20 protein-coding genes, 3 pseudogenes and 1 riboswitch are annotated in these 25757 nt (G+C 69.5%); of the genes and pseudogenes, 19 read left to right on the plus strand and 4 right to left on the minus strand.

Annotated elements, in window-relative coordinates:
- A pseudogene (locus tag ABZ826_RS34975) lies at positions 1 to 84 on the plus strand (transposase); the annotation flags it as partial.
- A gap of 20 nt (positions 85 to 104) precedes the next feature.
- On the opposite strand, the pseudogene ABZ826_RS34980 reads toward ABZ826_RS34975, so the two are convergent.
- Positions 105 to 431, minus strand: a pseudogene (locus ABZ826_RS34980) (acetolactate decarboxylase); the annotation flags it as partial.
- A 290-nt stretch (positions 432 to 721) separates the two neighbouring features.
- On the opposite strand from ABZ826_RS34980, the gene ABZ826_RS34985 reads away from it, so the two are divergent.
- From ABZ826_RS34985 to kdpC, 13 genes are all read left to right on the plus strand, one after another.
- Positions 722 to 3031 (plus strand): xanthine dehydrogenase family protein molybdopterin-binding subunit, encoded by a 2310-nt coding sequence (locus ABZ826_RS34985; protein ID WP_361457788.1) that lies wholly within the window; start codon positions 722 to 724, stop codon positions 3029 to 3031.
- Positions 3028 to 3957, plus strand: a complete 930-nt coding sequence (locus tag ABZ826_RS34990; RefSeq protein ID WP_361457791.1) for an FAD binding domain-containing protein — start codon at positions 3028 to 3030, stop codon at positions 3955 to 3957. The genes ABZ826_RS34985 and ABZ826_RS34990 overlap by 4 nt, the downstream gene beginning before the upstream one ends.
- Entirely contained in the window at positions 3954 to 4436 is a 483-nt protein-coding gene (locus tag ABZ826_RS34995) for a (2Fe-2S)-binding protein (protein ID WP_361457794.1), read from the plus strand. The genes ABZ826_RS34990 and ABZ826_RS34995 overlap by 4 nt, the downstream gene beginning before the upstream one ends.
- Before the next feature lie 8 nt (positions 4437 to 4444).
- Positions 4445 to 5434 carry an amidohydrolase family protein gene (locus tag ABZ826_RS35000; protein ID WP_361457797.1) on the plus strand — a complete coding sequence of 330 codons (990 nt, stop codon included), beginning with the start codon at positions 4445 to 4447 and terminating at the stop codon, positions 5432 to 5434.
- Between the two features lie 8 nt (positions 5435 to 5442).
- On the plus strand, positions 5443 to 6159 hold the full coding sequence (locus ABZ826_RS35005; protein WP_361457800.1) for an FAD-dependent monooxygenase: 717 nt from the start codon (positions 5443 to 5445) through the stop codon (positions 6157 to 6159).
- Between the two features lie 175 nt (positions 6160 to 6334).
- Positions 6335 to 6598, plus strand: coding sequence for a hypothetical protein (locus ABZ826_RS35010; RefSeq protein WP_361457803.1), 264 nt, complete (start codon positions 6335 to 6337; stop codon positions 6596 to 6598).
- 132 nt (positions 6599 to 6730) lie between these two features.
- On the plus strand, positions 6731 to 7150 hold the full coding sequence (locus tag ABZ826_RS35015) for a hypothetical protein (protein WP_361457806.1): 420 nt from the start codon (positions 6731 to 6733) through the stop codon (positions 7148 to 7150).
- Between the two features lie 536 nt (positions 7151 to 7686).
- Positions 7687 to 10221, plus strand: a complete 2535-nt coding sequence (locus ABZ826_RS35020; RefSeq protein ID WP_361457809.1) for a DUF4118 domain-containing protein — start codon at positions 7687 to 7689, stop codon at positions 10219 to 10221.
- Positions 10222 to 10328: 107 nt separating this feature from the next.
- Positions 10329 to 10454 (plus strand): hypothetical protein, encoded by a 126-nt coding sequence (locus tag ABZ826_RS35025; protein WP_361457812.1) that lies wholly within the window; start codon positions 10329 to 10331, stop codon positions 10452 to 10454.
- A complete protein-coding gene (gene kdpF / locus ABZ826_RS35030; RefSeq protein WP_361457815.1) occupies positions 10451 to 10540 on the plus strand; it encodes a K(+)-transporting ATPase subunit F in 90 nt (29 codons plus the stop codon). The genes ABZ826_RS35025 and kdpF overlap by 4 nt, the downstream gene beginning before the upstream one ends.
- Positions 10541 to 10552: 12 nt before the next feature.
- Positions 10553 to 12217 (plus strand): potassium-transporting ATPase subunit KdpA, encoded by a 1665-nt coding sequence (gene kdpA / locus ABZ826_RS35035; RefSeq protein WP_361457818.1) that lies wholly within the window; start codon positions 10553 to 10555, stop codon positions 12215 to 12217.
- Entirely contained in the window at positions 12217 to 14346 is a 2130-nt protein-coding gene (gene kdpB / locus ABZ826_RS35040) for a potassium-transporting ATPase subunit KdpB (RefSeq protein ID WP_361457821.1), read from the plus strand. Before kdpA ends, kdpB begins: the two co-directional genes overlap by 1 nt.
- A 35-nt stretch (positions 14347 to 14381) precedes the next feature.
- Complete coding sequence (gene kdpC / locus ABZ826_RS35045; RefSeq protein ID WP_361457824.1) at positions 14382 to 15011, plus strand: potassium-transporting ATPase subunit KdpC; 630 nt, start codon at positions 14382 to 14384, stop codon at positions 15009 to 15011.
- A gap of 175 nt (positions 15012 to 15186) precedes the next feature.
- On the opposite strand, the gene ABZ826_RS35050 is transcribed toward kdpC, so the two are convergent.
- Positions 15187 to 15333, minus strand: coding sequence for a hypothetical protein (locus tag ABZ826_RS35050; protein WP_361457827.1), 147 nt, complete (start codon positions 15331 to 15333; stop codon positions 15187 to 15189).
- Positions 15334 to 15579: 246 nt separating this feature from the next.
- On the opposite strand from ABZ826_RS35050, the gene ABZ826_RS35055 reads away from it, so the two are divergent.
- Positions 15580 to 17394 (plus strand): APC family permease, encoded by a 1815-nt coding sequence (locus ABZ826_RS35055; RefSeq protein WP_361457830.1) that lies wholly within the window; start codon positions 15580 to 15582, stop codon positions 17392 to 17394.
- Between the two features lie 96 nt (positions 17395 to 17490).
- Here the strand turns inward: ABZ826_RS35055 and ABZ826_RS35060 are convergent, their stop codons facing one another.
- The gene (locus tag ABZ826_RS35060; protein ID WP_361457833.1) at positions 17491 to 18885 is read right to left on the minus strand and encodes an MFS transporter; all 1395 of its coding nucleotides are present in this window, start codon (positions 18883 to 18885) and stop codon (positions 17491 to 17493) included.
- 448 nt (positions 18886 to 19333) lie between these two features.
- On the opposite strand from ABZ826_RS35060, the gene ABZ826_RS35065 reads away from it, so the two are divergent.
- From ABZ826_RS35065 to ABZ826_RS35080, 4 genes and pseudogenes are all read left to right on the plus strand, one after another.
- Positions 19334 to 19801 carry a hypothetical protein gene (locus ABZ826_RS35065; RefSeq protein ID WP_361457836.1) on the plus strand — a complete coding sequence of 156 codons (468 nt, stop codon included), beginning with the start codon at positions 19334 to 19336 and terminating at the stop codon, positions 19799 to 19801.
- Positions 19802 to 19917: 116 nt separating this feature from the next.
- Positions 19918 to 21057 (plus strand): cysteine synthase family protein, encoded by a 1140-nt coding sequence (locus ABZ826_RS35070; RefSeq protein ID WP_361457839.1) that lies wholly within the window; start codon positions 19918 to 19920, stop codon positions 21055 to 21057.
- Entirely contained in the window at positions 21054 to 22337 is a 1284-nt protein-coding gene (locus ABZ826_RS35075) for an MFS transporter (RefSeq protein WP_361457842.1), read from the plus strand. Before ABZ826_RS35070 ends, ABZ826_RS35075 begins: the two co-directional genes overlap by 4 nt.
- Before the next feature lie 292 nt (positions 22338 to 22629).
- Positions 22630 to 22846 (plus strand): annotated as a pseudogene (locus tag ABZ826_RS35080) (hypothetical protein); the annotation flags it as partial.
- Between the two features lie 452 nt (positions 22847 to 23298).
- On the opposite strand, the gene ABZ826_RS35085 reads toward ABZ826_RS35080, so the two are convergent.
- Positions 23299 to 24621 carry an MFS transporter gene (locus ABZ826_RS35085; protein WP_361457845.1) on the minus strand — a complete coding sequence of 441 codons (1323 nt, stop codon included), beginning with the start codon at positions 24619 to 24621 and terminating at the stop codon, positions 23299 to 23301.
- Between the two features lie 547 nt (positions 24622 to 25168).
- Positions 25169 to 25388: riboswitch (cobalamin riboswitch) on the plus strand.
- The last annotated feature ends 369 nt before the right edge of the window (positions 25389 to 25757 follow it).

Consider the following 25757-nt stretch of genomic DNA (forward strand, 5'->3'; position numbering starts at 1 on the left):
ATCCGCCGCTACATCATCTGGCGAAACCGCCATGCCGACGACCGGCGCCTACGCGCCGTCGTCGACAGGGCAAACGTTGCCTGATCCGGCACTAGATAGTTGAACGTCCCGAGCCCGAAGTCTCCGTGCTGGAGGAGCTCGCCGATCGTCACGTCGCCGTCGTACACACCGTCGACCAACGCGCCCATCGTCGACGTCTGGTAAATGTCGCGGGCGGGCGTGCCTTCCCGGCCGCCATGCCTGCTGCCCATGTGGGTCAGCATGGTGCGCGCCCAGGTACGGAAAGCGTCGCGTGAAGACTCGGGTGTGCGCATGTCAGGCCAGCTTTCCCGGATTGCGACGCGTCGCAGAAGGCCTTGCTCGCTCCCGGGGACCGTATACGGGGCGCCAGGCCACCAGAAAAGTGTCCCCGCGCGCAGTCTCGGGCGCATCTTGAAAGCACGGAACGTGCCGGCCCACGAGGCCTTCCGGGTTTCCGACGGAAGGGCTCCAGCCTTGAGGCGCGAAATTTCGTGGGTGAAAGAACGGAGCCGTCCGCAAGCGACACGCCCGCTTCACCGCCCACACATGCGTGCTCTCACATCGACCCCTAAGGTTGCCTAACAAAGAAAGTGCCATTTTTGTGTGATCACTATCTGTTTATGGCGATTCGCGTGCAGGCGGGCCGCTTGTCGAAAGCGCTGGTTGGCGACCGTGAGATCTCAAGCGCAAAGGTGCAGTCGTGGGTCAATGGGCGCGGCGCGAGGATGAGAGGCTGCTCACGGGGAGCGGCCGATACGTTGCCGATATCGAGGTGCCGGGATGTCTCGATGCCGTGTTCGTGAGAAGCAAGATCGGACATGGCGCGTTGCGCACGGTGGACTGCGCCGCGGCACGTGCAGTGGCCGGGGTGGTGGGCGCCTGGTCGGCGGCCGATCTCTCGGACATGCCGCCGTGCGCGCACGCGGCCGCCACCTTGCAGGACCTGCCGCCCGTGCCGCACACCGTGCTCGCCAAACTCTCATCGGATGAGGCAGTGGCCGGCCGTGAGTGGCCGGCGTTGGTGAAGGACCGTGTGCGGTACGCCGGAGAGGCGGTCGCAGTTGTCCTGGGCGAGGACCGCTATCGGGCCGAGGACGGGGCGGCCGAGGTCACCTTCCATGTCGATCCGCTCCCTGCGGTGGTGACGCCCGCAGCCGCGGCGCAGGATTCGGTCCGTCTTTTCGACGGGCTGAGCAACATCGCCCTCGAAGGGGAGGCCGGGCAGCCGATCGGCGACGACGTGTGGCAGCGCGCCGCAGCCGTGGTGGAGGGCCGGTACCGCCAGAACCTGCTCATGCCCATGCCGATGGAGTGCCGGACGATCCTTGCCGTTCCCGAGGGTGACCGGCTGACGGTGTGGTCCGGGCACCAGATGCCGCACCGGCTCCGCCGGGAGCTGGCGGCACTGCTGGGCTGGTCGCAGGAGCAGGTGCGCGTGGTGGTCCCGGACACCGGCGGCGCGTTCGGGTCGAAGAGCGCGTCCTTCCCGGAGTTCGTCGTGGTGGCCTTCCTGGCCGTGAAGCTGCAGAGTCCCGTGCGGTGGATCGAGGACCGGCTGGAATCGATGATGGCGGCGACGCGCGGCCGGGGACAGGACCAGCACGCCCGGCTCGCCGCGGACGCAGACGGGCGACTGCTGGCCTACGAACTGAACATCGACGCCGACGTCGGCGCCTACCCGCACCTCGGGGTCGGGCTGCCGATGCAGACCGCCTGGATGGCGACCGGCCCGTACACCACCCCGAAGGTCCACGCGACGCTGCGCTCGATCCTCACCAACACCATGCTGACCTACCCCTATCGGGGTGCTGGCCGCCCCGAGGCGGTGATCGCCCTGGAACGGTCCATGGACACGCTGGCACGGCGGCTCGGCATCGATCCGGCGGAACTGCGGCGGCGCAACTTCATCCCACCCGAAAGCTTCCCGTACGAGACACCCACCGGCCGGACCTACGACAGCGGCGCATACGCCCGCGCGCTCGATCTGGCCCTGGAGACCGTCGGGTACGACACGTGGCGGGCCGAGCAGGCCCGGCGTCGGGAGGATCCGGCCGCCAAGCCCCTGGGCATCGGTATCTCCTGCTACGTGGAACGCTCCGGTGGGGAGCCGGGCGGCCTGCACGAATTCGGCAGCATCGAGGTGGTCGAGGACGGCACTGTCACCGCACGGTTGGGCGCGGCATCCAGCGGCCAGAGCCACGAGACGGTCTTCCCCGCGCTGGTCGCCAAGTACCTCGGTATCGACGAGCAACGCGTCCGGTTGATCGAGGGTGACACCGCCGAGCAGCCCCAGGGACTGGGCTCCTTCGCCAGCCGCACGGCCCAGGTGGCGGGCGCGCTGCTCCAGCACGCCTGCCAGCTGGTCATCGAAGAGGCCCGGAAAAGGGGCGCGGAGCTGTGGGAACTTCCGGTCGACAACGTGGAGTGGTCCGACGGCACCGTGCAGGCCTCCACCAACGGAGCGGTCATGGGCCTGGGTGAACTGGTGAAGAACACCGGGCCGTTGCGGGTGGAGGACCGGTTCGAGACGGGAATGGCCTTCCCGTTCGGCACACACGCGGCCGTTGCCGAGGCCGACCCGGAACTGGGCACCGTCAAACTGCTGAAGGTCGTCACCGTCGACGACTGCGGGGTGCAGATCGACCCCGCAATCGTCCGCGCGCAGGCCTTCGGGTCCGCTCTGCAAGGCATCGGCCAGGCGCTGTACGAGGCCATCCCCTACGACGACGCCGGCACGCCCATGCTGGGCAACGGACTGCTGGACTATCTGCTGCCCACGTTCACCGAGGTTCCGCCGATCGAGATCAAGGACACCTGCACACCGAGCCTCAGCACCCCGCTCGGCGCGAAGGGCGCCGGTGAGTCGGGCTGCATCGGCCTGCCCGCCGCGATCGTCAATGCCGTGGTCGACGCACTTCGGCCGGCTGACCCCGACCTGCTGCAAATGCCGCTCACGCCGGACGTCGTGTGGCGGGCGGCCCGAGCCCCGAAACTGGAGGCGGCTCCGTGAAGCCCGCAGCCTTTGACTACGCCGTGCCGCGCACGGTGCCCGAGGCCGTCGAAACCCTGGGCAGCGGTCGCAGGGCCCAAGTCCTGGCCGGCGGACAGAGCCTCCTCCTCGAAATGCACCTGGAGCGCATCCGTCCCGACCTGGTCGTCGACATCAACCGCATCCCGGAACTCGACGACATGCGGGTCATCGACAACACGCTCCAGGTCGGCGCCCTGATCAGACACCGGGTCTTCGAGTCCGCGCAGGCCGTTCCGGGCCCCCTCGGCTCGTTGTTTTCCCTCGCCGTCGTCAACATCGCCCACCCGCCCATCCGGTCACGGGGAACGATGGTGGGCAGCTTCGGCTGGGGACACCCCGCGTCCGAGTGGTGCGCCATCGCCATGGCCCTGGACGCCGACATTCAGCTGCGGGGACCGCAAGGCGCTCGTACCGTTGCGGCCCGTGACTACTTCCACGGTCCCCTCAGGACGGACCGCCGGCCGGGGGAGCTGATCACCTCCGTGCGATGGCCACTGCTTGCCGGCCACACCGGCGTCGGCTTCATCGAGCACCGGCGGACGCACTTCTGCTTCGCGCAGGTGGCCGTTGCCGCCGTCCTCACCGTGCACGACGGAGTGATCAGCGGGGCACGCATCGGACTGGTCAACTGCGCAGACCGGCCGCTGAGGGCGCACGCCGCCGAGCAGGCTCTGACCGGCGTCGAGATCGGGCCGCGCACGGACGGTTACCGGCTGCCCGAGGACCATCCGTTCGCCCGTGCCGGCCGGATCGCCGCACAGCAGGACGCCGACCCGATCGCCGAACCGTACGCGGACCTCGAATACCGGCGGCACGCCATCGCCGTCGTGACCGCCAGGACCCTGTGCCAGGCGGCGAACGACCACAGGTCCCGCGTCGGCGAGCCCGAGGGAGACGGCCAATGAAGATCACCCTCACCGTGAACGGCGAGGAGTACGTGCTCGACGTCGAGCCCCGGCGCATCCTGGCCGATGTGCTCCGCGAGGACTGCCGGCTCACCGGCACACATCTGGGATGCGAGCACGGTGTCTGCGGCGCCTGCACCGTGCTGGTGGACGGAGAGGCGGTCCGCTCCTGCCTGATGCTGGCCGTGCAGTGCGACGGCGGCTCCGTGCGGACCGCGGAAGGTCTCGCCGGGCCGGACGGTGAACCCAGCCCACTGCAGCGTGCATTCTCCGCGGAGCACGCACTGCAGTGCGGTTTCTGCACCCCCGGGTTTTTGATGGTGGCTGCCGGGGCCATGGAGGCCGACCCCACCCTCGGCAGCCATCCCGAGCGCGTGGACGCCATCGTCGGGTCCAACGTGTGCCGGTGCACCGGCTACGAGCCGATCCGCCGCGCCATCCTGCGCGCCGCGCAGGAACAGCAGGAAGCCGCGAGTTAGGAGAGGACATGGCTGTTACGGGAAGTGTCCGTGCCGGAGTCATCGACGTCCATGCGCACTGGCTGCCCCGTGAACTGCTCTCCCTCCCGCCGGGTTCCTTGCCCAGAGGCATGCACGACCGTGACGGAGAGCTGTTCCTCGGCGACCACCCGCTGTTCGTCACCACGGAGGCGATGACCGACATCGAAGCGGTCGTCGCCGACACGCTCAAGGCGGGTCTGGGCGCTCGCGCCGTCTCGGCACCCCCCTTCGTCTTCCCCGTCCACGCGCCGGCCGAGGCGGACGACTACATCGCGACCTACAACGACCGGCTCGCCGAAGCCGTCTCCTCCACCGGCGGCATCCTGGTCGGACTCGGACTGATCCGCGTGGACGACGTGGACGCCGCCCGCCGCGAGATGAACCGGTTGACGGCGATGGACGGCATCGCAGGCGTCGCCGTCCCGCCTCTGGTCCAAGGGCAGTCCTACGGCGAAGGCGTCATGCGGGACGTACTGGCCGCCGCCACCGACACAGGCCTCGCCGTCCTCGTGCACCCCATGCAATTGCCCAGGCCCGAATGGAAAGACCACTACCTGACCAACCTGATCGGCAACCCGGTGGAGACCACGACCGCCGTGGCCTCGCTGCTTCTGAGCGGAGTCATGGACGAACTGCCGGACCTACGGATCTGCTTCGTCCACGGCGGAGGCTGCGCACCGTCGCTGCTGGGCCGGTGGGAACACGGCTGGCGGTCACGGGCGGACGTCCGCCAGGGGAGCGCCCACCCGCCGACGGCGGCGTTCACCCACCTGTACTTCGACACGGTCACGCACGACCCCGAAGTGCTCAGGCTCCTGGCAGCCCATGCCTCGCGGGACCGGATCCTGTGCGGGAGCGACTACCCCTTCGACATGGCACAGCCGGAGCCCGTCCGCTTCCTCCTGGACAACGGCCTCGACGCTGCGACGCTCGAAGCGAACGGCCGTCAGTTCCTGGGCATCGCGCCCCGAGCCTGAGGCGGGCGATGTCCGGGAACGGTGCCTTCAAGGCGGTGGTCATCGGCGGATCCGTCGGAGGCCTGGCGGCCGCACACGAACTGTTGGCCATCGACGCCGACGTCGCTGTCTATGAGCGATCGGCGGGTACCACGCAGGCACGCGGCGCGGGGATCGTCATGCAGCCCGAGGTCGAGGCCCTCCTGGCACGCCTGGGTGTAACCTCCGCGTCCGTGAGCGTCGAACTCCATGAACGCCAGCAACTCCACGTCCACGGCGGCACCACGTCGTACAAAGCTCCCCAGCTGATGACCGCCTGGGACACCCTCTACCGGGCGCTACGGGAACCGCTTGCCCCGGTCTGCTACCGCCTGGACAGTTCGCTGAGGAGCGTACGGGTCGACGGAAGCGAGATCACCGCCGCATTCGCCGACGGCTACACGGCGCAGGGCAACTTCCTGGTCGGCGCCGACGGCATCGGCTCGGTGACGCGCAGACTGCTCGACGTCACCTCCCGCCCTGCCTACGCCGGCTACGTCGCCTGGCGCGGTTTGGAACCCGAATCCGCCCTGCCAAACCACCTGCTGGACCTGCTGTCCGACCGGTTCACCTTCTTGGGGCGGACGGAATGCAGATGTTGTGCTACCTGGTTCCCGGACCCAACGGGGAGCGAGAGGAAGGCTCGCGGCGTGTCAACTGGGTCTGGTACGTCAACGTCGGCGAGCCGGACCTGCCGCACCTCCTGACGGGACGATCCGGGAGGCAGTTCACGCACTTCCTACCGCCAGGGGAGTTGCCGCCCGAGACCACAGATGAAGTCATCGCTCAAGCAGAGGCTTCGCTTCCACCGCAGTTCGCCGAACTGGTCCGGCTCTCGAATCTCTTCATGCAGCCGGTGTTCGACCTCCCCCCCCTCGCCGCATGGTGGCCGATCACGCGGCACTGATCGGTGATGCCGCCGGCACGGTCCGCCCGCACACCGCCTCGGGGACGTCCAAGGCAATCGGTGACGCTGCCGGCCTGGCCGTCGCCCTGCGCGGTTGGACACCCGCCCAGGAACTCCCCGCCCAGGCGCTTCACGAATGGGAGCTACACCGACTCGACCACCTCCTCGCCCTGGCCGGGTCCGGTCTCCAACTGAGGCTCCGCCAGGCTCGTTTCCGCAGTTCAGCGGGGCTGGTGTGATGCGTCGGTGAGGTCCTCACGCTGGCAGGTGGAGTGATCGTTAGCACGAGATCGTCTGGCACGGGCGTTCTCGCGGGTTCTGGAGTGAGGTTCGGGGGCTGCCGCGTAGGTTCTGCGCCGGGAGGGATGTTCATGACGGACGTGCTGGTGTGGACGATCGAGCGGCGGCTTGAGCTGGCGAAACGTGCTGAGCTGCTACGCAAGGAGCTGGGCGAACTCGAGGCGGAGGATGCCCGGTTGGAGGCCGCCGAGATGGTGTTCGGGCAGTGGGCCGAGGCCACCAAGCCGTCCCGGACCATGCCGATCGTGTCCAACCTGACTCTCCGTCACCCGTTGGCTGTTCTTGGCGCCGAGGTGGTGCGGCTCGACCCCCTGATGTGTCTCCCGGAGGGGTTTCCCTTCACCGTACTGATCATCACCCACGGCGAAACCTCGGTGGCGTGCTTCGTGACGGACTCCTCCCTTCCCGGTCTGTCCACGCTCCCCCAGCGTTGGCACGACGCGCTGAAGAATCTCCAGATGTCCGGCCACAGCACAGCCCCGAACAGGTAGACCTGCTTCTTCGCAGACACACCCGCCCTCGGGGCCTTCGCCGGCCCGGGGCGGACCGGCCATCACACTGCCCGCTCCGTGCCCTGCCGCACAGCTGCAGAGGGGGCTGATCCCGGCTCTTCCGGAAGACATCCGTTTCCCGGGAACGAGCCGGCATGATCGGACAGGTTCTCGCAAATCGGCACGCGACAACACGCAGGAGGAGCGAGGACCACTGCCAGCAGCCGGGGGAGCGTAGAGGCTTGCAGTGGCTGACGCCGAGGAGCTCGGCGCGGAGGGCGCGCGGCCGGGCCGGCCACGATCCTCGCGTCGGCCTGTGCGCGTCCACGAGCGCGCACGCGTTTTAGTCCTTACGCTTCACAGCGACCGCCTGCCGTCCGGGATCACTGTGCTCGCCGTGGGGACGCGTTCCCGGCCGGACCCGTGAGACCGCCCCTGCGGCTCCGGGGCCGGTGTCGGCGAGTGGTGCGGACCGGAGAAGAGCACCATGGAAGGGCGCGAGCACGACACGGGGGTGACCTGGCAGGAGTCCGCCGGTGACACGTGGACGGTTGCGGATCTACCTCGGGGCGGCCCCCGGGGTCGGCAAGACGTACGCCATGCTCGCGGAGGGACAGCGGCTGCGTTCCCTGGGCGCGGATGTCGTCGTGGGCTTCGTCGAGCCGCACGGGCGTCGGCCCACCGCGGCCATGGCCGACGGTCTGCGGACGATCGCCAGGCGCACCCTGGTCCATCGCGGCGTGGCCTTCACCGAGATGGACCTCGACGCGGTGCTGGCCCGCCGTCCCCAGGTCGCGCTGGTCGACGAGCTGGCTCACTCCAATGTTCCGGGGGCCCGCAACGCCAAGCGCTGGCAGGACGTCGAGGAGCTTCTGGACGCGGGCATCGATGTCGTCACCACGCTCAACGTCCAGCACCTGGAATCCCTCAACGACGTGGTCCGGCAGATCACCGGGGTCAGACAGCGCGAAACCCTGCCCGACGAGGTGGCCCGTCGCGCCGACCAGATCGAACTGGTCGATCTGCCGCCCGAGGTCCTGCGCCGCCGCATGGTGCACGGCGACATCTACCCACCGGACCGCGTCGAGTCGGCGCTCACCCACTACTTCCGGGTCGGCAATCTCACGGCACTGCGCGAACTCGCCCTGCTGTGGCTCGCCGACCGGGTGGAGGAGGGGCTGCAGCGCTACCGGGCCGAACACGGCATCTCCACCCCCTGGGAGACCCGGGAGCGGATCCTGGTGGCTCTCAGCGGTGGCCCGGAGGGCGAGACTCTCATCCGCCGAGCCGCGCGGATCAGCGCCCGTACGCCCGGCACCGAGCTGCTGGCACTCCATGTGGTTCCGGGGGACGGGCTCACCGGGGTCGACCCGGCTGTGCTGGACGCCCAGCACGCCCTCCTGGAGTCGCTCGGCGGCAGCTACCACCAGACCACGGGTGAAGACGTCGTCGATGCCCTGCTCCAGTTCGCCGAGGCGGAGAACGTCACGCAGATCGTGCTGGGCGCGAGCCGGCACGGCCGGCTGGCCTCCTTTCTGAGAGCAGGAGTGGGGGAGCGGACGATCAAGGGGTCCGGTCCCGTCGACGTACACATCGTCACGCACGAGAAGGCAGTCGGCCCTGCCGCGCTGAGGCTGCCGCATCCGAGCCGTGGCATGGGCCCGAGACGGTACTGGTCCGCGTTGGCCGGTGCCCTGGTGCTGCTGCCCGCACTGACGCTCCTGCTGACGTCTGCAGCGCTGCGCGGTCGGCTCGGCCTCTCCAGCGACTTGGTGATCTATCTGCTCGCTGTCGTCGCGATCGCCCTGGTCGGAGGTCTCTACCCCGCTCTGTTCGCCGCCTTCGCCGCGGCGCTGCTCGCCGATTACTACTTCACGGCACCGGTGCACTCGCTGGTCACGGAGCGCCCCGACGAGATCGCCGCACTCGTGGTCTTCGTCGCCACGGCGGCCCTCGTCGGCACCGCCGCGGGAGCGGCTGCGCAGCGTACGCACCAGGCTGTGCGTGCGACATCGGAGGCGAGGGCGTTGAGCCGCCTGGCCGCCGCCATGATGCGTGGGCAGGATCTGCCGGCACTCGTCGAACAGATCCGGGAGTACTTCGGCCTGGCCGCGATCAGCCTGCTCGAAAGGGATCCGGAAGCCTCTCCTGTGCCCCGTTGGTACGTGGTGGCCAGCGCCGGGGAGCGACCGCCGGAAAAGCCCTATGAGGCGGATGTGGAATGCCCGGTCGACGACGATCTCACCCTGGTCGGCCGCGGCGCCGGGCTGAGTACGCAGGACCAGCGCGTCCTCGCCGCGTGCGCCGCCGAACTGGGGCTGGCCCATGCCCGGGGGCGGATCGCCGGGGGTTCCGGTGGCGCGGACACCCTCGCCGCCGCCGAACGCACCCGGGCGTCCCTGCTCCTCGCGGCGGGCCGCGATCTGCCTGCTCCGCTGCACACCGCCGAAGAGGCTCTCGTGCGGCTGCGGCGGCGACGCGCCGACGGGCCCGCCCCGGAGGAGGAGCAGCGACTGCTGGAGGCAGCCCGCGCGGCCGTGCACCGCGCGGCGCAGTTGGTCACCGATCTCCATGACGTGAGCCGTTTGCATGCCGGTGCACTCGATCTCTACCTGCGCCCGGTCGACCTCAACGAGGTGCTGGGCGCCGTTCTGGACGACCTCGGTCCCGGTGGCCACTCCATCGATGTGCACCTGCCGGAACAGCTGCCCGACGTGATCGCCGACGCCGCCCTCCTCACCCGTGCCCTGACCGCCCTCGGGGCCGACGCGCTGCGGCACAGCCCGCCGAACCGGCCCCCCGTCTTCACCGCCGCAGTCCGGGGTGACCGCCTGGAGATCCGCGTGCAGGACGGGATGCCCGACCGGGGCCCGGAATCGAGCACAACCGGCTGCCGGGCACCGGGAGCCGGGGCCGGCAGTCTGGCCCTGCGGCTGTCGCGCGACCTGGCCGAAGCCATGGACGGGACCCTGGAGACGACCACCGCGGGGGCTGGGGCGGCCTTCTCGGCGACACTCACCCTGCCGAGCGCCGCGCCCGGCGGCAGTGCGACGACCGGTCTCGCCCGGTGAATCCCCGTGTTCCACTGCCACCCGATCGGCGCGCGGAGTGTCGGAGCAATCCCGAAGTCGACTGATATAGCGTCAGAAGAGAATGATCACACCATATTCCAGCCGAGGTGAACAGACCCGCCTCTGATGCACTGCGAGGTACCTCGCGCATGTCGGACGTCTCGTTCATCGGCCTCACGGTCGTGGTGTTCGCCCTCATCGGCCTGGCCGCCAAGGGAGTCGGACGCCTGTGAGCGTGGAGAACGTCGTCGGCCTGATCGTCGCGGTGTGCCTGGTGATCTACCTCATCGTCTGCCTGATCTTCCCCGAGAAGTTCTAGGAGCGGGCCCGGATGAACGACACCCTCGCGGGCTGGCTCCAGGTCCTCGCCCTGGTGATCGCGCTGTGCCTCTCGTTCCGCCCACTGGGCGGCTACGTGGCGCGCGTCCTGACCACCGATCGCCATGGCCGGGTGGAACGCCTGGTCTACCGGGCAGGCGGAGTGAACGGCGACGCCGATCAGAAGTGGTCCGTGTATCTGCGCAGCATCCTCGCCTTCTCCGCGGTGTCGGTGCTTTTCCTGTACGCGTTCCTGCGCCTGCAGAACCACCTCCTGCTGTCCCTGGGAATGAAGCCGGTCACCGCGGACCAGTCGTTCAACACCGCGGCATCCTTCGTCACCAACACCAACTGGCAGTCCTATGCCGGCGAGTCGACCATGGGGCATCTGGTCCAGATGGCGGGCCTCGCCGTGCAGAACTTCGTCTCCGCGGCCGTGGGCATTGCCGTGGTCGCAGCGCTGATCCGCGGCTTCACCAGGAAGAAGACCGACCGCGTCGGGAACTTCTGGGTGGACCTGACGCGGATCGTGCTACGTGTTCTGCTGCCCCTTGCGTTCGTCTTCGCGATCGTGCTGGTGTCCGCCGGTGCCGTCCAGAATTTCCACGGCATCCACGACATCACCACCGTCGCGGGTGGACATCAGCGCCTGACCGGTGGGGCGGTCGCCTCCCAGGAGGCCATCAAGGAACTGGGCACCAATGGCGGTGGTTTCTACAACGCGAACTCCGCACATCCCTTCGAGAATCCCACTGCCCTCACGAACCTGATCGAGATCTACCTGATGCTGGTCATCCCGTTCTCGCTGCCGCGAACCTTCGGGACGATGGTCGGCGACAACCGTCAGGGCCACGCGATCGTCGCCGTGATGGTTTTGATCTGGGGGGCGTCGGTCGCCATCGTGACCGCGAACGAGCTGCACAGCGTCAGCAGCGCCGCCGGTCACGCCGCCGGCGGGATGATGGAGGGCAAGGAGACACGGCTCGGAATCTGGGCCTCGGCCCTGTTCGCCGTGTCCACCACCCTCACCTCGTGCGGAGCGGTCGACTCCGCCCACGACTCGTACACGCCGGGCGGCGGCGGAATGATGATCTTCAACATGATGCTGGGGGAGATCGCGCCCGGCGGCACCGGCTCCGGGCTCTACGGGATCCTGGTCCTGGCGGTCGTCGCGGTCTTCGTCGCCGGACTGATGGTCGGCCGTACACCCGAATACCTGGGCAAGAAGCTCCGGGGCCGGGAGATGAAGTTCGCCTCGCTCTACATCCTGACCACGCCCGCGGTCGTGCTGATCGGTGCGGGGCTGGCGATGGCATTCCCGGGCGAAAGGGCCGCCATGCTCAACTCCGGACCGCACGGATTCTCCGAGGTCCTGTATGCCTTCGCGTCGGCCGCGAACAACAACGGCTCGGCGTTCGCCGGGCTGAGCGCGAACACCGTCTGGTACAACACCGCACTCGGAGTCGTCATGCTCATCAGCCGGTTTCTGCCCATGGTGTTCATCCTGGCACTCGCCGGCTCGCTCGCAGCGCAGCAGCCCGTTCCGGTCACCGCGGGCACCCTGCCGACTCACCGGCCGCAGTTCGTTGCACTGCTGACCGGGGTGATCCTCATCGTCGTCGGTCTGACATACTTCCCCGCGCTCGCGCTGGGACCCCTTGCGGAGGGTCTGCACTGATGTCCACGACCGCCGCCCCCGTTCCCACTCCGCCCGGTGCCGGACGTCAGCAGTACCGGGTCTCGGGGGGACTGCTCGATCCCAAGCAGCTTCTGACGTCCTTCCCCCATGCCCTGCGCAAGCTGGACCCGCGCCTGATGCTCCACAACCCCGTCATGTTCGTGGTGGAGGTCGGGGCGGTCCTGACCACGCTGTCGGCCATCAGGACGCCAGGCGTCTTCCCCTGGGTGATCACCGCGTGGCTCTGGCTGACATCCGTCTTCGCCAACCTCGCCGAAGCCGTGGCCGAGGGACGCGGCAAGGCCCAGGCGGAGACTCTGCGCCGCGCCAAGACCATGACGACGGCCCGCCGTCTCACCGGCTGGCGGCCGGGCGCGACTGATGCCGAGGAGGAGGAAGTCCCGGGCACCGGCCTCCGTCTCGGCGATCACGTCGTCGTCGAGGCGGGGCAGACCATCCCCGGCGACGGCGACGTGGTCGAGGGGATCGCGAGCGTCGACGAATCGGCCATCACGGGAGAGTCGGCGCCGGTGATCCGCGAGTCGGGCGGCGACCGCTCGGCGGTCACGGGCGGTACCAAGGTGCTCTCGGACCGGATCGTCGTGAGGATCACCTCGAAGCCGGGGGAGACCTTCATCGACCGGATGATCGCACTCGTGGAGGGGGCCGCGCGGCAGAAGACGCCGAACGAGATCGCGCTCAACATCCTGCTGGCATCCCTCACGATCATCTTCCTGATCGCGGTGACGACCCTGCAGCCCTTCGCCGTCTTCGCGGGGGCCGAGCAGACCATCGTCATCCTCGTCGCCCTCGTCGTGGCCTTGATCCCGACGACGATCGGCGCGCTGCTCTCGGCGATCGGCATCGCGGGCATGGACCGGCTCGTGCAGCGCAACGTGCTGGCGATGTCCGGGCGCGCGGTGGAGGCCGCGGGTGACGTCAACACCCTCCTGCTCGACAAGACCGGCACCATCACTCTCGGAAACCGCCAGGCCGCCGAATTCCTGCCGGTGGACGGGCTGGGCGTCGAGGAACTCGCGGACGCCTCCCAGCTCTCGTCCCTCGCCGACGAGACGCCCGAGGGCCGCTCGATCGTCGTCCTCGCCAAGCAGCAGTACGCCCTGCGCGGCCGAGGCGAAGGAGAGCTGGACCGGGCGCAGTTCGTACCCTTCACCGCGCAGAGCAGAATGAGCGGTGTCGACCTCGACGATCCGCAGGAGAACCGCTCTCTGCGCAAGGGCGCGGCGACGGCGGTGATGCGCTGGGTCCGTGACAACGGCGGTCACCCCACGGCGGAGGTCGGTGGCATCGTCGACGGCATTTCGGCGAGCGGAGGCACCCCGCTGGTCGTCGGCGAGGTGTCCCGGACCGGCGATACGCAAACTGCCCGGGTTCTGGGCGTCATCCACCTCAAGGACGTCGTCAAGGAGGGGATGCGGGAGCGGTTCGACGAGCTGCGCAGGATGGGCATCAAGACGGTCATGATCACCGGTGACAACCCGCTGACCGCGCGTGCCATCGCGCAGGAGGCGGGGGTGGACGACTATCTCGCGGAGGCCACGCCCGAGGACAAGATGGCCCTCATCCGGCGTGAACAGGAGGGCGGCAAGCTGGTCGCGATGACGGGGGACGGTACAAACGACGCCCCCGCGCTGGCCCAGGCGGACGTCGGTGTGGCGATGAACACCGGCACCTCGGCCGCCAAGGAGGCCGGGAACATGGTGGACCTCGATTCCAACCCGACCAAGCTGATCGAGATCGTCGAGATCGGCAAGCAACTGCTCATCACCCGGGGCGCGCTGACGACGTTCTCGATCGCCAACGACGTGGCGAAGTACTTCGCGATCATCCCCGCGATGTTCGCGAGCGTCTACCCCGGCCTGGACAAGCTGAACATCATGCGCCTGCACAGCCCGACCTCGGCGATCTCCTCGGCGATCGTCTTCAACGCGCTGATCATCATCGCGCTGATCCCGCTCGCACTGCGTGGCGTGCGCTACCGGCCGTCCTCCGCCGCCAAACTGCTCAGCCGCAACATCTGGATGTACGGACTCGGCGGGCTGGTACTGCCCTTCCTGGGCATCAAGCTGCTCGACCTCTGCATCCAGTTCATCCCCGGCCTGCGCTGACAGACGATCCGACGAAAGTAGACGGCGACCCCACCGTGCACACCATCCTTCCCCCCGTACTTCAGCGCCATCTGGTGGCCCTGCGGATGTTGCTGGCGTTCACCGTGATCACCGGCATCGCCTATCCCCTGCTCGTCACCGGCATCGCCCAGGCGGGTCTCTCCCACCAGGCCAACGGTTCGCTGCTGACGACGAACGGCAGGCCGGTGGCCTCCAGCCTGATCGGCCAGAACTTCGCCCTGCCGAAGAAGAATCCCCACGACGCCCAGGAGCCGCTGCGCCCCGACCCTCAATGGTTCCAGCCCCGCCCGTCCACCGGTGGGTACGATCCCACGAACTCCGGCGCCTCCAACCTCGGCCCCAACAACCTCGACCTGATCAAGACCGTCAAGGACCGTCGTGCCGCCGTCGCCGCCTTCGACGGGGTCCCACCCGCGTCCGTCCCCGCGGACGCCGTCACCGCCAGTGGCTCCGGGCTCGACCCGGAGATCTCCCCGGCGTACGCCTATGAACAGGTCGACCGTGTCGCGAAGGCCCGCCACCTCGCCCCCGCCAAGGTCAGAACTCTGGTCTCCCAGCATGTCCGGGGACGTGTTCTGGGCTTCCTGGGGCAGGAACGCGTCAATGTCGTGGAGCTCAACCACGATCTGGCCGGGCTGGTGTGACCGAAGGGCGGGGGGTGCCGAACGCGACGGCGGCCGGGACGGGGACACACACCGGAGCGCGGAAGTGGCGTGGACACGGGGCCTGTCGCAGGCGCGGTGCTGTGCATTGCGGCCGGGCGCCGACGGGCGGGCCCAGCGGCGGCCGGGCATCGGCGCCGCCGACGGGTCCCCGCCGTCAGATGCGGGCGCGGCCCGCCGCATCGAGTGCCGCCCCGGCCTGGTCGGCCAAGGTCACCGCGACCAGCCGGGCGGCGAGTGGCGGCAGTGAGGTCGGCGCCGATGGGCGCAGCCCCGCACACGCTCGACGCGAGGGCTCGGCCACCCGGAAACGATCGGGCCACCGGGCCTGGAGGCCGTCGCGAGGGCTGTCGGCTGAAATGCCGTCGACCGGTGTGCGGCGTCGTTGCGGAACACCGGCGAGTACGGATGCCGAACCACGCCGACCACGCGCTGACGGTTCTCTGAGGCACCTGGGCGAAGCCGGGCGCGTCCTTGACGCCCCACACCGCGGTGGTCCGGTCACACTGTCCTTGGACAGCCCCCCGCACCCTGCACCGCGAGGTCACCCATGGCGTACGGCCTGGCCCGCCGCGAACTGCGGCCGAGAGTTCCGCTCCGGCACGGGGAGGGTGGCAAGTACCACGTGACCAGCCTTGAGGGGCTTGCCGCGCTGTCATTGGACGCGCTGAGCTCGGTCGCGTACGGACCTGAGGCGATCGTGCTCGTCCTGATCGCTGCCGGGACCGGGGCGCTGACCGCCACGCTGCCGGTGACGCTGGTCATCGCCGCGCTGCTGGCGGTCCTGGTGATCTCCTACGGCCAGGTGATCGCCGTGCACCCTGATGGCGGTGGCGCCTACGCGGTGGCGAAGAAGGACCTCGGGCCGAGGACCAGTCTGCTCGCAGCGGCCAGCCTGGTCGTCGACTACGTGCTGACCGTGACGGTCAGCCTTGCCGCCGGTGCCGCCAGCCTCGCCTCCGCGTTCCCCGCTCTCGGCTCGCACTTGCTCGCCGTCTGTCTCATCGGACTCGTCCTGCTCACCGCTGTGAACCTGCGGGGCGTGGCCGACAGCGCCCGGGTGCTGATGCTGCCCACCGTGCTCTTCATCGTGAGCATCTTCGGCATCATCGTCCTGGGGCTGCTGCGCGGCCATCCATCGGCCGTCGTCGGAAGCGCTCAACCCGTCCACGTCACCGAGGCATTGGGTCTGCTGCTGCTCCTCAAGGCGTTCTCCTCCGGTTGCTCCGCGCTCACCGGAGTGGAGGCAATCGCCAACGGAGTGCCCGTGTTCCGCGAGCCCCGCGTCAAGCGGGCGCAGCGCACCGAGCTGATGCTGGGCGTGTTGCTCGGGCTGATGCTGATCGGCCTCGCGGTGCTGATCCGCCGCGACCACGTGGCACCACGCGGCGGCGTGACCGTCCTCGCCCAACTGACCGCCGGCGCGTACGGAACGGGATGGCCCTACTACGCGACCAACCTCATCGTCACCCTGGCCCTCGCCTTCGCGGCGAACACCAGCTTCGGCGGCCTGCCCGTCCTGATGAGCCTGCTGGCCCGCGACAACCGCCTGCCCCACCTGTTCGGGCTGCGCAGGGAACGTCCTGTCTACCGCTGGGGCGTGCTGGCGCTGGCACTGCTCGCGGCGCTGCTGCTGATCGCCGTGAACGGCGACACGCACCGGATGATCCCGCTGTTCGCGATCGGCGTGTTCACCGGCTTCACCATCAGCCAGATCGGGCTGGTACGGCACTGGGCGGGGCAGCGACCGCCGGGCTGGCTGCGGCGCGCGGCGCTCAATGGCTCGGGCGCGGTGCTGACCGCCGTGGCCGGACTGGTCCTGTTGGCCACCAAGTTCCTCGAAGGCGCCTGGGTGGTGGTCGTCACCGTGCCCCTGTTGATGCTGTTGTTCGCCCGTGTCGAGCGCTACTACACGGCGGTCGGTGAAGAACTCGCTCTCGGAGAGATCCCCCCGGCGCTGCGGCCGACCGAGTCCCTGATCATCGTCCCGGTCGGAGAAGTCAGCAAGCTCGCCCAGCACGCGCTGACGGCCGCCGGCGCCCTCGGCCACGACATCGTCGCGGTCGCCGTCCACTCCGACCCGGTCAAGGCTCAGGAACTGAGCGACAGGTGGGAACGCTGGAATCCGGGCGTACGCCTGGACATCATCGACAGCCCGCAGCGCTCTCTGGTGCAGCCGATCGTCGAGTACGTCCAGCGGACGGCGGAGGAAGGACGGCAGATCGCCGTCCTCATCCCGGAGGTCGAGCCGCTCCACCGCCGCTACCAGATCCTGCAGAACCAGCGCGGCGTCCTGCTGGCCGCCACGCTCATGGCACACACCGACGTCGTCGTCTGCATGCTGCCGTACCGGCTCAGCCGGTGAACGTCCTGACACGGCGGACATGTTGTCCGTGCCTGGCCGGCTGTCCGACCGCCGGTGACGCGGTCGGTGTCCGGCACCGGAAGGCGGCAGCCCCTTTCAGGCGGTTGCCTCTTCCGGCTGTTCGCCGCTGTCGGCTTCGTCGGCGGAGGGTGGCGTGCGCAGGGTCAGCAGGGCGGCGAGAGCGCCGACCGCGGCCAGTACCGCGGCGCCGAGGAAGGCGGCGGAGAAGCCGTTGGTGAGGGCCGTCGGGTCTGCGGGCTCGCGGGCACCGTGTGCGGCGGCGAGTGCGGTCATGGCGGCGAGGCCGAGGGCGGAGCCGACCTGATAGCTGGTGTTGACGATCCCCGAGGCGAGGCCGCCCTCTTCCGGACGGGCACTGGACAGCGCGGTGCCGAGCGACGGGATGAACGCCAGCGACATGCCCACCGCCGAGGGCAGGGAAGCGGGCAGGACGTCGACCCGGAAGGTCCCGTCCGGGCGGGCGAGGGACAGCCAGTACATTCCCGCGGCGAGAGCGAACAGCCCCAGGACGATGAGGGGTTTGGGCCCGAACCTGCTGATCAGGCGCGGCGCCAGGACGATCATCATGATCGTGATCGCGACCGTCATGGGCAGCAGAGAGGCCCCGGAGGCGAAGGCATCCAGCCCCAGGACCTGCTGCAGGTACAGGTTGAGGAAGAACCACATGGGGATCCACACGGCGGCCATGAGCAGCTGGGCGATGTTGGCGCCGGCCAGGTTGGGTGCCCTCCAGATCCCCAGGCGCATCAGCGGTTCGCGCCGCTTGGACTGGATCGCGACGAATGCGGCGATCAGTGCCGCACCGGCCAGGAGGACCAGCCAGGTGTCCGCGGAGCCCCAACCCGTCTCGGGGGCACGCACGATGGCGTAGACGGCGGCGGCAAGTCCTGCCGTGACGGTGACCGCGCCGGAGAGGTCGATCGAGCCGCGGCGCCCCGTGTCCGAGGGCATGACGGCAGGCGTGGCGGCCAGGACGATCAGGGCGATGGGGATGTTGATGTAGAACACCCAGGGCCAACTGGCGTATGGAGTGATGAGCCCGCCGAGAAAGACGCCGGCGGTGCCGCCGGCCGGGGCCGCCGCGCCGTACAGCGCGAAGGCCTTCGGCAGTTCCTGGGGCCGTGAGCCGAACAGCGTCATGAGAAGGGTGAGGGCGGACGGGGCGATCAGCGCCGCACCTATGCCTTGCAGGGCCCGTCCGGCCAGCTCCACCCAGACCTGACCGGCGAGGCCGGCGGTCAGGGAGCCCGCGGCCAGGACGATCCAGCCGGTACTGAAGAGGCGCTTGGCGCCGAGCAGGTCCGACAGGCGTCCGCCGAGCAGCAGGAGCCCGCCGAAGGCGACGACGTAGGCGTTGAACACCCACGACAGGTTCTCCTGCGAGAAGCCCAGGTCGGCCTGCATCTTGGGCAGGGCCACGCCGATGATCGACGTGTCCATGATGACCATGAACTGGGCCAGGGCGATCAAGGCGAGCGCGGTCCATCGGCGCGAATCGGCCCAGGTGGTCGGAGTGGTCGTCGTGGTTGCTCCTATACGGGAGGAGGGTATCTATGGATCTGGAATATACCCCCGTGGGTATCGACGGCCAGTCGGATGGTGAGCAGTCCGCTGTTCGCTGTCTCCGTGGTCGCGTGCGGAGCGCGCGCCGGGTCTTCCGTCGAGCGCCGCGCGTCTGTGCGGCCGGGCCGCGTTCGGTGGCGTCCCTCGCCTCCGCTCATGGGTGCGGGGGGTACGCACCTCTGTCGGCGTGGCGGTGAACTCCGTTGACGGACAGGGGCTGTTGGGGGTACCCCGCCGCTCTCGCCGGCCGAGTCCCATAGCAGACGCGTGGAGCTCGTACTGCCCCGACAGGGGATTTCACCCGTACGTCCTCATAAGTGCGTATCACTCCACGTTTGGCGATACGGTCGACGACGTGCTGTCAGCTGTTGCCCCGGGGCCGGGAGTCCGCCGCCTCGTCATCACTCTCCTTCTGGGCCTGGCGACCGTCGCCGTGGCTCACGTGCTGATGTGTGGTGTGCAGGCGCAGGACGGACACCATGTGACGCCGATCAGCGGCCCACTGTCCGCGACCGCCCCCGAGGCGCGGGGCATGGAGCACATGGGGGACACGGAGGAATCCGCGGGCTGCGACGCGTCCGAGTCCGGGCACCATCCGGCGGCTCCCGGCGGGTGCTGCGATTCGGCTGCGTTCCTGGGTGAGGTGTCGACGCGATCCGTGCTCCCCCTCCTGGAGGCGTTGCTGCTCACCCTGGCCGCGTGGGGACTCATGGAGTCGGGTCTTTCGGGTCTCGCGCACCGCCCCCGCGGTCTCGCGGTCGTGGGGGCATCGCTCCCCACGGGATGCGCTCTGCTGCGTCTGGTCTGCGTCAGCCGTACGTGACCCGGCTCCGTGCGCCCGGTCGCTCCGCCGATCGCCCGCACGAGCCGCGCCCTCACCCGTACCGCTCTCACGCGACGGCCCCGACCCAGTCGTGGCCGTGGAAGGATCAGGTCGGCATGACCACTGCTCTGCGCAGCATTTCCCCCGACGACGTGCACGCCTTCGTGGCGGCACACGCACTCCCCGAACCGGCGGGCGCCCCCCGCCGTACCCCCGCCGGAATGGTGGGCAACACACCGGTCCTCTGGGTCGGAAGCCCCTTCAGCCCCGTCGGCCGAGGCTTCTGGGCCAAGTTGGAGGGCGCCAATCCCGGCGGCATCAAGGACCGCCCGGCCCTCCACATGGTCGCGGCGGCCCGCGCCCGCGGAGAGCTCCGTCCCGACGCGCCCGTCATCGAGTCCACCAGCGGAACACTCGGACTCGGCCTCGCGCTCGCGGGCATCACCTACGGCCATCCGGTGACGCTGGTGACCGACCCCGGCATGGAACCTCTCATGGTCCATCAGCTCCGCGCCCTCGGCGCCCGGGTGGAGATCGTCGAGGAACCGAGCCCGGTCGGCGGCTGGCAGCAGGCGCGCAGGGACCGCGTCCGCTCCCTGCTCGACACGGCTCCCGGCTCCTGGTGCCCCGACCAGTACCACAACCCGGACAACCCGGCGGCGTACGCGAACCTCGCCCTCGAACTCGCCGTACAGCTCGGCCGGGTGGACGTGCTGGTGGCCGCCGTCGGAACGGGAGGGCACTCCGCCGGCATCACCCGTGCCCTGCGCGCGATCGCACCGGGCGTGCGGCTGGTCGGTGTCGACTCGGTGCGCTCCGCCATCTTCGGCCAGCCCGCCGGAGACCGCCTGATGCGTGGCCTGGGCAGCAGTATCCATCCGTGCAACGTCGACCACGCCGCCTTCGACGAGGCCCACTGGGTCGCACCGGACGAGGCGGTCTGGGCGGCCCGACGGCTGGCCAGGCACCACTGCACGAGCGGCGGCTGGAGCGTCGGTGCCGTCGCGCTGGTGGCCGGCTGGCTCGCCCGCACCCATGCCCCGGGCACCCGTATTGCGGCGATCTTCCCCGACGGAGTCCATCGCTACTGGGACACGGTCTACAGCGACGACTACTGCCGCACGCACGACCTCCTCTCACGCCCGCCCGCGGACGACCCCGATGAGATCGGCCATCCCGGCGAGCGCGCCGTGGAGCGCTGGACGCGCTGTGTGAACATCACCGCGCCGCACGCGGACGAGGTGGCCGTGCGATGAGGGGACTCGTCCGGCAGTTCCGCTCCTACGACGGCGCCGTCCGGCTGCTGATGGTCCAGCAGTTCACCATCAATACGGCGTTCTACATGCTCATGCCGTACCTTGCGATCCACCTCTCGGGCGGCCTGGGCATGGCCGCCTGGGCCGTCGGACTGGTGCTCGGCGTAAGGAACTTCAGCCAACAGGGCATGTTCCTCATCGGTGGAACCCTCGCCGACCGGCTCGGCTGCAAGAGCGTGATCATCACCGGTTGCGTGCTGCGGACCGTCGGCTTCGGACTGCTCGGCCTCGTCGACTCGCTGCCCGCCCTGATCGTCGCGTCGGCGCTGACCGGCTTCGCGGGCGCGCTGTTCAACCCGGCCGTGCGGGCCTACCTCGCGCGGGAGGCGGGGGAACGGCGCGTGGAGGCGTTCGCGCTGTTCAACGTCTTCTACCAGGTCGGCATGTTCGTCGGTCCGTTGATCGGCCTCTCCTTGATCGCGCTGGACTTCCGGATGGTGTGCGCGGTGGCGGCGCTCCTCTTCCTCGGGCTCACTCTCGTACAGATCAAGGCCCTGCCGGACCGTGGACGTCCGTCGGACGCGAGCGAGGGGCGTCGGGGAGTGCTCGCCGACTGGCGCGCCGTGGCGTCCAACCGTCCCTTTCTGCTCTTCTCGGCGGCCATGATCGGCTCGTACGTCCTGTCCTTCCAGGTCTATCTGGCGCTGCCGTTGCAGGCGCAGCGGGTGGCTCCGGGGAGCGGGGACGGCGTCACCACCGCGCTGTTCGCCGTGTCGGCCGGTGTCGCCGCGGCCGGGCAGCTGCGTATCACGGCCTGGGCGCGGGCGCGTTGGTCGCCCGCTCGGTCCGTCGTGTACGGCCTGGCGCTGATGGGCGGCGCCTTCGCACCGCTCGTCGTCGCCGGGGCGCCGCCCGGGGGAGAGGGGCCGCTGACCCGGGCGGCGGCCCTGGTGCCACTGTTCCTCGCGGCCGCCCTGCTCGCCCTCGGTACGGCCCTGGTGTACCCGTTCGAGATGGACACCGTCGTCACGCTCTCCGGCGACCGGCTGGTCGCCACCCACTACGGTCTGTACAACACCATCTCGGGCGTCGGGATCACCGTCGGCAATCTCGCGACCGGAGCCGTGTGGGATGCCTCCGCCGGGCAACCACGCCTGCCCTGGGCGGTGTTGTGCGGCGTGGGTCTGATGTGCGCCGCCGTGATCGCCGGTTTGACGCGCACCGGGAGACTCGGCTCCCTCCCGGCCGGCCGGGCGAGGGAACCTGCTCCGCAACGGTGAGGGGCGTGGCGAGCGGCCACGGGGAATCCGCCGCACGCTGCCCACTGGGCAGGTGAGGGGCGGAAGGCGGGTGGTCGGCGTCAAGGCGGTGTCAAAGGCCGGGCGTGCGGGGTCAAGAGGCCGCTGACGGGGAGGCGCGCCCCCGGGTGGGCGGGCATAGCGGCACTGGCGCGTCCCGGTCCATCGGCGTTCCGGGGCGCTGTGTCCGTCTCCAGGAGGACCCGGCTCGCGAGCCCGTCTCCTGCGTCGACCTTCCATCGCCTGGGGGAACTCCATGACCACAACCACCACGGCCGGCATCCCCGTACCCCGGCTCGCCGTCGAGCCCGGCCGCGCGCTGGTCGGGCCCGCGGGTGCGGCGCTCTACCGGGTGCTCGCGGTCAAGCAGACCGGCGACCGCCTCTTCGGTCGGCCGTCCGCCCGTGGCCGCCGTCCACGACGGCAGTGCGCGGGTCCTGACCCGCCGAGAATTCCTCGCCGACATCAACGCTCGCGACCTCGGTCTCTGAACCACGCACCATGTCGGTGGGACGCCCCGGAACCGCTGCTGGATCAGGGCCCATGAGCGTTCCGTGGCATAGCCGTGCCCAGTCGGCAGCCCTCGTCCCGCGCCACGGCGCCGCCGCGCGGTGAGATCGGGCCGGTTCTCAGCAGGCAGTATTCGCAATTCTCTTGCACTTGCAAGTAATGTTCACCAGGCTGAAGTGGTCCTTACTTCCTGTCCAGGACCTGGAGCCCCGTCATGCCCGCACTGATGCCGGACTCAGCCCCGCAACGCGTCATCGCCCTCTCGAACTTCGTCTATACGTCGTAGGAGCGCTTTTCGCCCTGACGGGCCTGGCGGCGCCCCCTGCCGTCCGCTGGGCACAGAGGCATCAGCACACGGGGCGCACGCCCCGCGAAGCCATGGAGAAGGCACCGGCCGTCTGAACTCGACCGAGGAAGTGGTCCAATACGCGTGTCACTCAAGGGTTTTGAAGCGGCGCGAGGCGACCCCGGGCCGGTTCTGTGCGACCGCCGAGCATCGCGGAAGTTCCTTCCCCAGGCGGGCCAGTGGAGAAAGGGCCATGAACAACGGGGACAGCGACAGGCCGATCGCGGTCAGCAGCAGACCGGTGCGCGACCCCCACTGATCGGCCAGGCAGCCGCCGAGCAGTGAGCCGAGCGGTGTCAGTCCCATGCCGACGAAATTGATCGTCGCGACGACTCGGCCCTGCATCCGGACGGGCGTGACGGCCTGCCGGACAGACATGACGGTGACGTCCACCGTCTGACTGAAGGCACCGAAAAGGAAGTTGACCGCCATGAGCAAGGGGATCGTCGCGACGGTCGAGCCGCGCAGCAGGGGCACGCAGAGCATCACGCCGTCGGCGAGCACCGCTGAGGACACCAGCACGATGCCGTAGCCGAATCTTCTCGGCAGTCGGGCGGACAGCAGTGACCCCACGACCGCGCCGGGGCCCATGGCCGCGAGCGTCATGCCGACGGCGGCCCCCGACAGATGCAGCCCCCGTGGGAGGTGGATCAGGTAGACGGTCATCAGGGCCGCGAAGGTGAACTGGAAGACGGCTGAGGCGAGTCCCACCGCCCGCAACGAGGGATCGGCGACGACGAGGCGGAGACCTTCGCGGATCCGCTGTCCGATCCGAGGGGGCTGGTCGGTGTGCTCAGGAACGGACTCGGGCCCGCGGATGCGTCGGATCGACAGAAAGGACAGTACGAAGAGGAACGCGGCAGCCACGAGCGAGAACGGCGCCGCGAACAGCGAGACCAGCACACCGCCGAGAGCGGGGCCGCCGATCTGCGCCGCGGACCTGCTGCCCTGAAGCAGGCTGTTGCCCTGCGTCAACTGTTCACGACGCACGAGCCGTACGAGAAAGGCCTGATACGCCACATCGAAGAACACACTGAGGACACCGACGAGGAAGGCGACGCAGAGCAATGCCGGAGCACGGAGCAGGCCCAGCAGGTACGCGGCGGGGATCGCGGCCAGTACCAGAGCACGGCCGAAGTCCGCCAGCACCATCACGTCACGGGACCGCCGACGGTCCACCCACGCACCGGCGAAGAGCGAGATCAGCAGGATGGGGGCCTGCTCCACCGCACGCATGACCCCGAGTTCTGCGGCACCGGCGTCCAGGCTCACCACGGCGACGAGCGGCAGGATCACCTGAGCGGCTTGCGCCCCGAGTTGAGAGGCGGTCTGGCCTGCCCAGAGCCTGCGGAAGTCCCCGTCCCGCCACAGGCTCGGCAGGGTCGGTCGACCGGGGCGGGCCGCCCTCACCGCGGGCCCCGTACCCGCGGACCGCCGGGCCTGCTCGGCGCTGGAGCCACGCGGAGCCCCGAAGGCCGAGCCGTATCGAAGGCCCCGTCAGAACCAGGCCCGGGTGTGCGCCGGACGGTGCGATGGTGTGCGGGCACGGCAGGAGAAAGGAATGGCACAGGGCCCCCTTGAGCTGCTGAGAACGGCGCCCGGCGCACGGCGCACAACAGGTGCGCCGGTTCGGGCGAGGGGAGGTTCGCCGTGCCGCAGATCGAGGGCAGCACGCGATGACAGGCCGGTCACGGCCTACGGGGTCAACGCGCGCTCGGGTGACCGGGCATCTCAGCTCCTCAAGGGCCTCTCGGCGCCGAAGGCCGACGCCTTCGTTCGGATCGGGCCGGACCGATCCCAATAAGAACCTAGCCGACGGCCGCCGCTCACCGGAGGGAATTTTGCCGGGCATCGTGGGGGAGAAGGAGGACCACGGCCCGACGCCTCTCCGGAAGTCGGGGCCGTCATCCACCTCTTGGCCCGTCCGTCCGGCTTGTGGGCGTCGCTCACCGGAACGCTGGAGTGTGTGTGCCGTGGTGTTCGGGAAGACCGGTGACAGACTCCGAGGAGTCTCAGGCCGGAGCGGCCCTCGCCACTGTGATCGGGGAGTATCCGTCCCAAGATCGGGGAGTATCCGTCCCAACGACGCCATTGGCCGCAGAGCGCGGCTGGGCAGGCAGGGGCGGGCACGAGCGAACCCGCCGGCCAGGAGACCGGCCACGGCATCCCACGAAGTCATTTACGAGGTGCTGCAGCGTGACCGTATGATCCTGTCCGAATCCGCCGTGTTCAAGTGCCTACCGGAGGATCGCGAAGGTCGAGGAACGCTGGACGGGCCGCGCCTTTGACGGTGGCTGATGCCGTATCGGATACCGACGAGAACCCTGTGCCGCCCGAGCCGCCGGTACGTTCCAGGGGAGTGCCGGACGCGGCCGGCGCTCCGTCGACGGTCCGGGGCCGTGTGGTGAGTACACACCACACGGCCCCGGACCGTCGGGAGCTGCTGAGGAGGGAGGGGGTCAGCCCTTGCGGGACTTGACCTCGTCGGTGAGCTGGGGCACGACCTGGAAGAGGTCGCCGACGACGCCGTAGTCGACGAGGTCGAA

Origin of the sequence: Streptomyces sp. NPDC047515, assembly GCF_040643055.1 — a bacterium.
Classification (GTDB): Bacteria; Actinomycetota; Actinomycetes; order Streptomycetales; family Streptomycetaceae; genus Streptomyces.